Source organism: Alkalibacillus haloalkaliphilus C5 (genome assembly GCF_000269905.1).
GTDB classification, from domain to species: Bacteria; Bacillota; Bacilli; order Bacillales; family Alkalibacillaceae; genus Alkalibacillus; species Alkalibacillus haloalkaliphilus_A.
This window is the reverse complement of the sequence record NZ_AKIF01000139.1, coordinates 1-7,708: the sequence shown is the minus strand read 5'-3', so window position 1 is coordinate 7,708 and position 7,708 is coordinate 1. Positions and strand designations below refer to the sequence as shown.

The following is a 7,708-nucleotide window of genomic DNA, read 5'->3' as shown; positions in this document are numbered from 1 at the left end:
GAACCGCGGGAATAACACTCTCGTCCCTGAGCTAAACAATTAGCTCAGAGGCGGGAGTTTTTTGTTTATATAAAATGTCACTAGGAGGTACTAACATGGCACAAGATATGGAACATATTGTTAACCATTGTAAGCACAGAGGGTTTATTTTCCAAGGGTCTGAAATTTATGGCGGACTAGCGAACACTTGGGATTACGGCCCACTAGGTGTTGAGCTAAAGAAAAACTTAAAAGATGCTTGGTGGAAAAAGTTCGTCCAAGAGTCACCTTATAACGTCGGTTTAGATGCAGCGATTTTAATGAACCCTAAAACGTGGGAAGCAAGTGGTCACTTAGGTAACTTTAACGACCCAATGATCGACTGTAAAGACTGTAAATCACGTCATCGCGCGGACCATATTATCGAAGATCATTTTGAAGCAAAAGGTGATGAGCGCGTAGTTGACGGCTTGCCTTTTGAAGAATTAGAAAAGATTATTAACGAAGAAGGAATTGTATGCCCTACATGTGGTTCAGCTAACTTCACTGAAATTCGTCAATTTAACTTAATGTTTAAGACGTATCAAGGTGTTACAGAAGATTCTTCTGACGAAATTTACATGCGTCCTGAAACAGCACAAGGAATATTCGTTAACTTCAAAAATGTTCAACGTACAATGCGTAAAAAGCTGCCATTCGGTATTGCTCAAATTGGTAAAAGCTTCAGAAACGAAATTACACCGGGTAACTTCATTTTCCGTACGCGTGAATTTGAACAAATGGAAATGGAGTTCTTCTGTAAACCTGGTGAAGAGAAAGAATGGTTTACATACTGGTTAGACTTCTGTCATAACTGGTTAACTAGCTTAGGACTGGATGAAGACAAAGTCCGTCGTCGTGAACATGACGAAGATGAGTTATCTCACTACAGTAATGCGACAACTGACTTAGAATATCAATTCCCATTTGGTTGGGGCGAGCTATGGGGTATTGCATCTCGTACTGATTATGACTTAAAACAACACGCTGAACATTCAGGTGAAGATATGGAATATATCGATCAGCAAACAAATGAGCGTTACATTCCTTATGTCATTGAGCCATCATTAGGTGCTGACCGTTTAGCGTTATCATTTTTAACAAATGCTTATGAAGATGAAGAGCTTGAAGATGGTTCTACGCGTACTGTGATGCATTTCCATCCAGCAGTAGCACCATATAAAGCAGCAATCTTCCCATTATCTAAGAAGCTATCTGAAGAAGCTCAAGAAGTATTCCAAGACTTGGCGAAGGACTTTATGGTTGATTACGACGAATCAGGATCAATCGGTAAACGTTATCGCCGTCATGATGAAATTGGAACACCTTATTGCATTACGTATGACTTTGATTCAAAAGAGGATGGACAAGTGACCGTTCGTAATCGTGACACGATGGAACAATCACGCATGCCTATTGCAGAACTAAAATCGTTCTTACAGGAAAAGGTAAGTTATTAAACAGAAGTTCCCCAGCCTATTGAGACTGGGGAACTTCTTTATTTTCCTTACATTAAATAATTGATCATTGATGTTGCAATCGTAAAATAAATGAGTAATCCCATAATATCGTTTAACGTTGTAATAAATGGACCTGATGCGACAGCAGGGTCAATTTTAAACTTATCGATAATTAACGGGATGATAGAACCAGTTAAAGTTGAAATACTCAATGTTAATAATATTGACGTACCAACAACACCAGCTAAAGCTAAGTTTTGTTCATAAAATATCATAATTAAAATGGCGAGTGTAACTGCACTTCCTAAACCAATCATAACTCCTGTGAAAAATTCACGTCTTAACACACGCCACACGTTACGTTTATCAAACGTACCAATCGCTAAGTTACGTACCATAACCGCAAGTGACTGTGTACCTGTATTACCAGCTGAGTCCATAATTAAAGGGATAAATGCAGCTAAAATAACAATGGCTTCTAACGTTTCCTCGAACCGGCCAATCACTTCAGCTGTAATTAAACCTAAAAACATCAGCATAATAATCCATGGTGCACGTTTCTTTGCTGCATCCCATGCTGTAACGTCTGTACCTGTAGCACCTCTTACCGCTGAAATTTCTCCGAAGTCTTCTGTCGCCTCTTCTTCAATAACATCAAGAATGTCATCGACCGTAATAATACCAACTAATTTATTGTCGTCTGTAATAACTGGAACAGCTAGAAAGTCATACTTCTGAATTAATCGTGCAACTTCCTCTTGGTCTTGGTTAACTTTAACTGAAACGACGCGAGTGCTCATCACATCTTCAATATTAACTTCAGGCTCGTTTGTTATTAGATCTCTTAACGAGACAACGCCCACTAAAGAACCTTCTGTATCAACGACATAAATGTAGTAAATCGTCTCAGCTTCAGGCGCTTCATCACGTAGGCGAGACATGACACTTTGTACAGTATCAGTCGTTTTAATCGCTATATATTCAGTCGCCATTAACGCACCAGCTGTTTCATCCTGGTACTCCATAATCTTCTTAACTCGCTTAGCTGCCACTTGGTCCATTTCTCCCAATGCAGCATTAACGTCTTCTTCATTTAATTCTGTTAAATAATCGGCAACGTCATCTGAAGCCATCTCATCTAACGTCGCAATCCACTTATTGCGATCCATTTCATCCATTACATTTTTCTGTTCGTCGATTTCTAAGCCTTGTAAAATATCAGCTAATTGTTCAGGTGTAAGAACTGAATATAATTTTTGACGTAAACTTTTATCGTCTAATTTTTGAAACCATTCCACCTGGTCCTGAATATGAAGTGATTGTAACGAATCTTGAAATAAATCTAATTTGTTTTTTTCTAAATAATCTTTTAACTGTTGGAATAAGTTAGCCTTATTCACACGACGCATCATCATTATAGAGACCTCCTTACTTTGCCCCTACACTGTATAGTGATGGGGGTGATCAAACTTTTCTATTAAGACGTACAAACTCGATTCGGGATCATATCCCCCATCACCTCCTGATGCATCTCGTTAGGTTAGGGTCCATAATTAATATTATTTTCCCTATTTTAGCCAAAAATAAAGCTCTCTTTCCTCAAACATGGAGAAAAGAGAGCTCTCTATTGAAAAAGTCAATGATAACAATGTCCGACCTTCTCCTCCATTCGTTTGAGCTTTAGCACTGAACGGCATAGGACTTAGTCCAGCTACGTTAAAAACCACCTTAAGTCGATGGTTCTTGTTGACCCATTGGCGTCTTTGGACGTTTTTGGGCAGTAGCGTATCTCCGAACAGGAGCCTCACCTAACGAGGATTATCAAATTTTCCTTTTATAGAATACATGATATGCATTCCCTAGTCAATTGGTGTTTAAACATTTTTAATTAATGACCCAATAGACTTTACACTTGTTCTATGCTATCTTTACGGTAATTAACGCTATTGTTTGATTAGATTTGAGGGCTCAAATTTGAAAACATATTTTATTAATGTCATTGCTGTTGCAATTGGGGGCGCACTTGGAGCAGTTCTCCGCTTTAGTGTTGATTTGTCACTTTACGATTCATACTTTCCGATTAACACAATTATTGTTAACTTAATCGGTAGTTTAATACTCGGTGCTCTTACAGCAATTTATATTATTAAAGATACACGAGAATGGATTAAGGCTGGTTTAGGTGTAGGCTTTTGTGGTGGGTTTACGACGATGTCTGCTCTTGCTAACGATGCATTTGTGCTCATTGAAAATGGGGATATTCTTTTGTTCACGTTATACTTAATCATTTCAGTTATTGGTGGTATCGGATTAGCTGTTTTAGGTTATGTTTCGTTAATGAGATGGAAAGCAGGTGATCGTCATGAGTATCACTTTAGTTGCAATAGGAGGAGCTATTGGAGCGGCGCTAAGGTATTTACTAGGCTTTTCATTATGAGTAAACGTCGCCAAGAAAGTCTACCTATAGCTATGGTTGTCGTAAACTTATTGGGTGCATTAGGATTAGGAGTTTTTGTTGGCTTTTATAACCCAGGTCCAGAACCGTTACAAAGTCCATTATACTTGTTATTTAGTGTTGGTTTTTTCGGTGCTTTTACGACGTTTTCGACATTTAGTGTTGAAGCTATGCAACTGATCCAAAAGCGTCAGTTTAAGTTTGTTTCGGCTTATTTATTGATTAGTGTTTTAGGTTCTATCATTCTTTTTGGTTTAAGCTTGGCTGTCACAGTACAATTAACCTAATGGCACATAAAAAGGTGATCCCTATTTAATATCGGGATCACCTTTTTGAATTGGATTTACTTTTCGTTTTTCTTTTCTTCATGAACTCGGTCTAATACTAATTCATAAGCATCGTTACCGTAATTTAGGCAACGTTTTACGCGGGAGATCGTTGCAGTAGATGCGCTCGTCTCCTCTTCAATCTTTTGATAAGTATGCCCTTCACGAAGCATACGCGCAACATCTAAGCGTTGTGCTAATGCTTGTACTTCATTTACAGTAGCTACATCATCAAAAAATCGATAACACTCTTCTACATCTTTTAGCTGCAAAATAGCTTCAAATAATTGATCAAGCTCTCTACCTCTTAATTTATCAATTTGCATTGCGATTACCTCCTCATTACTCATATGTAACTGCTTCTAATAATCCAGGTGAATTTGGAATAACGTTAACCCATGTTTGACCCGGCACAAGTTCAACTTCTTCACCATCTATAGTTGGTACCATAATGTCATTAACAGTTTGCCATTCAATTTCCTTAATAGTACCTTGTTGAAGCAAATAACCATTACCACCTGATTCAATGTCGATATCTCGTCTGCCGGCATCATCGATTACACGATGGCCTGTCTCATAAATTAACACATTACCCAAAACAACAGGCTCATTCGTATCTAAATCAACAGATTGCTCTCCATCACTATACCGTAAATACCCACCTTGTGCTTCATCAAACTGATAAGACACCTGATTATTACTTGAATAGCTGATTTCGACTTGTTCAGCCTGTTCGCCGTCTATTTCCTCAACATCAGTTAATGACATGAAATTTAATGAATCATGCTCTTGCTCAACATTAATATTATTACGTGTCGCCACTTCATAGGCATTCTCTAGCATAACATAAGAATTGTGTGGTGCGCTTCTATGATTTACACGTTTAAATAAAAATTGATCATTATCATAATAAGCACCATTCAAATTCGTGACCCAACCAGCTCTTAAATCTTCTTCAATAAAATCGGCCGCCCCATGATATACATAAATAGCACCATGGTTCTTCGCCGTTTCTATATAATAAGAACGAGCACTCCTAACAGGACCGACTTCTTCAGGAATGTGACTATGATATAAGGCTAACAACCTTGTAATATCGCCTTCAGCTAAAAATTCATAAACGATATCAGCATGTACTAACCCTGTTTGAGGTCTTGCTGAAGGGTGGTTATTTACTTGTACAGCTAGAGTCCTCCTGTCAAACTCTTGGTCAGATCCCTCACCAGTTAGTGGGAAAGTAAACTCCGGTTCAACATTAACTTCCTCTTCAGCCTCTTCTTGATCTTCGATGTCATTTTCTTCAGGTGTTTCTTCTTCTAAACTTTCGTCTTCCCCATTACATGCTGCTAACACTAGTAAAAGTGCTATAGCGAGCACTAATAACCTTTTGTTCATCTTCAACACCCTTTATTGTTTATATATACTAACATTTTAACGCATAACAGAAGGAAAAAGTATCTCTTTTTTCTTAACATCCATAAGTCCTTTTGGTGTTATGCGAATATATGGCAAGTGAGTCGATGATAAAAATAGCAATGTGTAAATCGGATCACTAAATTGATATCCGTTACCAATAAGCAACTGTTTTAACTCTTTCTCTTTAATCATCAGCTCATCCATTTGTAAGTCCGTCATAACACCTTGTAACGGAAGAGGAAGTTCAAAAATAACTTCACCATCTTTCACAACGACAATCGCCCCACCTAACTCTTTCATGCGCTCAAAAGCCATACTCATATCACGCTTATCTTTACCAACTAACACGATATCTCCCGTATTTGAATATGAGCTCACTAAACCACCAATTTCAGTCGTAAACCCTTTTAAAAAGGAAGAAATACGCCAATTACCATCACGATCAACTAACATGACGTAAGCAATATCATGTGTCTTTGGAAGCTTTTGTGTTTGTGACTCTGATTTCACTGGATACGGCTTCATAATGACATCATTTAACATATCCATACCTAATGGAGAGGAAAATAATAAATCATCAGCTCTTAATTCCCAGTCTATATTTAAATTGCCCAAGCCATAGTTTTCCCATTTAATATCAGGGTTGCGATTTTTAAAAGCATATCCTTCAAAATTAATCCATTCACCTTTAGCCAAGACTTTCACTGGAGTTGGTTGATCTTTTGCTTCAAGGAAGTTGATATGAGCAACACGTCCAGGTGCAATGCTTCCTAATCGATCACCTAATGAAAAATAATGAGCGGCATTAATGGTTGCCATCGCATACGCTTCTTCTAGTGGAACACCGGCTTCCAATGCAATTTCAATACAACGATCAATGACACCTTGTTCATAAAAAGAAGGTGTGGAACCATCTGTTGTAAAAAATAAATAATTATAAAAGTCACCTTCATATTCCTTTAACGCTTCCAGCATATTAGGCAAGTCAGGTCGAATCGATGAATAACGTAAGCCAGCATAATAACCAAGCTTCACGCGGCTATAAACTTCTTCTGCAGAAATGGACTCATGATCGCCATCAGTACCAAGCAATTTCATTTTTGTCAGTGTTTTTTCAGATGCCCCAGGAAAATGCCCTTCAACAACTTTCCTCATTCGTTTTGCCTCTTGCATCCAATACAAGCCACGATCGTCCTCAGTTAAAATCTCTGGCCAATTAGTCAGCTCTCCGCCTTGAATAACAGCTTGATGTTCTAGCCATTTAACAACGGCATCATCGTCTAAAAAGCCCTCTTCGTCACGCAATTCAGATTGTGAATCAAAGCGAGCCCACCAAAACATTGATACCGGCAAGTTTTGCATATCATCCAACAAAGAAAACGCTTTCTTTTTATTCAATAATAATAACAACATTAAGTTGTCATTGACTAATGTTGTTGTCCCTCTTTTCGATGCATATTCAGCTAGTGAATGGGGATTATATAACTGAAATGGATGAGCATGTGCTTCAATATATCCAGGAACTAAATATTGACCTGAACAGTCTACAACTTCTGTTAGTTTTGAGATGTGATCTGGGAGTTGATCTCCAACGTAAACAATACGGTCTTCATAAATCCAAATGTGGCCTGATAACCACTTCTTTAAGTACACGTTTAAGTAAGTGGCATTTTTTAATACAATCGTTGGTGCCATTTCTCCATCAACAACGGCAGTATGTTCTCTGAGTTGTTTATTTCGCCATCTATACAAATGTTCTTTCATGATCTCATGCCTCCATTTATAAACGAACTATATCCACTTATGTAAAATTTTAATACATTAAATCTCTGAAGGGAAGGGTAAAATGGGAAAACAAAACATTGGTACAATTAACGCTATGGTTAGAATTACTTTTGGTTTATTTTTTATCACTTATGGGGCTGTAAGAGTTACTAAACGCCCTTGGAGCCAAAGATACTGGTTAATTATTTTAGTCTCGGCTATGAAGGTTGCTGAAGGAATAGTAAAGTATTGCCCTGAGACTGCCAAGG

7 protein-coding genes and 1 riboswitch are annotated in these 7,708 nt (G+C 37.9%); of the genes, 3 read left to right on the top strand and 4 right to left on the bottom strand.

The annotated features are described in order from the left end of the window. Positions 1-95: 95 nt before the first annotated feature. On the top strand, positions 96-1,478 hold the full coding sequence (locus A194_RS0112830) for a glycine--tRNA ligase (protein WP_017187230.1): 1,383 nt from the start codon (positions 96-98) through the stop codon (positions 1,476-1,478). Positions 1,479-1,525: 47 nt separating this feature from the next. On the opposite strand, the gene mgtE is transcribed toward A194_RS0112830, so the two are convergent. Beyond that, on the bottom strand, positions 1,526-2,893 hold the full coding sequence (mgtE, locus tag A194_RS0112825) for a magnesium transporter (protein WP_017187229.1): 1,368 nt from the start codon (positions 2,891-2,893) through the stop codon (positions 1,526-1,528). 241 nt (positions 2,894-3,134) lie between these two features. Next, positions 3,135-3,301: riboswitch (M-box (ykoK) riboswitch) on the bottom strand. A gap of 151 nt (positions 3,302-3,452) precedes the next feature. On the opposite strand from mgtE, the gene A194_RS20820 reads away from it, so the two are divergent. Next, positions 3,453-4,220: a fluoride efflux transporter FluC gene (locus A194_RS20820; RefSeq protein ID WP_017187228.1), complete on the top strand. Its 768-nt coding sequence runs from the start codon at positions 3,453-3,455 to the stop codon at positions 4,218-4,220. Between the two features lie 56 nt (positions 4,221-4,276). Here the strand turns inward: A194_RS20820 and A194_RS0112810 are convergent, their stop codons facing one another. The 3 genes from A194_RS0112810 to A194_RS0112800 are packed head-to-tail and all read right to left on the bottom strand — an operon-like array spanning position 4,277 to position 7,439. Further along, positions 4,277-4,585, bottom strand: a complete 309-nt coding sequence (locus tag A194_RS0112810) for a YerC/YecD family TrpR-related protein (RefSeq protein ID WP_017187227.1) — start codon at positions 4,583-4,585, stop codon at positions 4,277-4,279. A gap of 16 nt (positions 4,586-4,601) precedes the next feature. Beyond that, on the bottom strand, positions 4,602-5,654 hold the full coding sequence (locus A194_RS0112805; RefSeq protein WP_017187226.1) for a DUF3048 domain-containing protein: 1,053 nt from the start codon (positions 5,652-5,654) through the stop codon (positions 4,602-4,604). 36 nt (positions 5,655-5,690) lie between these two features. Further along, complete coding sequence (locus A194_RS0112800) at positions 5,691-7,439, bottom strand: adenine deaminase C-terminal domain-containing protein (protein ID WP_017187225.1); 1,749 nt, start codon at positions 7,437-7,439, stop codon at positions 5,691-5,693. A gap of 82 nt (positions 7,440-7,521) precedes the next feature. On the opposite strand from A194_RS0112800, the gene A194_RS0112795 reads away from it, so the two are divergent. After that, on the top strand, positions 7,522-7,708 hold a 187-nt coding region (locus A194_RS0112795; protein WP_017187224.1), incomplete at its 3' end, for a YgaP family membrane protein.

What these genes read in the sequence shown, in the direction of transcription:
- mgtE (WP_017187229.1), bottom strand. Translation starts at nt 2,893, where the DNA reads ATGATGATGCGTCGTGTGAATAAGGCTAACTTATTCCAACAGTTAAAA.
- A194_RS0112810 (WP_017187227.1), bottom strand. Translation starts at nt 4,585, where the DNA reads ATGCAAATTGATAAATTAAGAGGTAGAGAGCTTGATCAATTATTTGAA.
- A194_RS0112800 (WP_017187225.1), bottom strand. Translation starts at nt 7,439, where the DNA reads ATGAAAGAACATTTGTATAGATGGCGAAATAAACAACTCAGAGAACAT.
- A194_RS0112830 (WP_017187230.1), top strand. Translation starts at nt 96, where the DNA reads ATGGCACAAGATATGGAACATATTGTTAACCATTGTAAGCACAGAGGG.
- A194_RS0112805 (WP_017187226.1), bottom strand. Translation starts at nt 5,654, where the DNA reads ATGAACAAAAGGTTATTAGTGCTCGCTATAGCACTTTTACTAGTGTTA.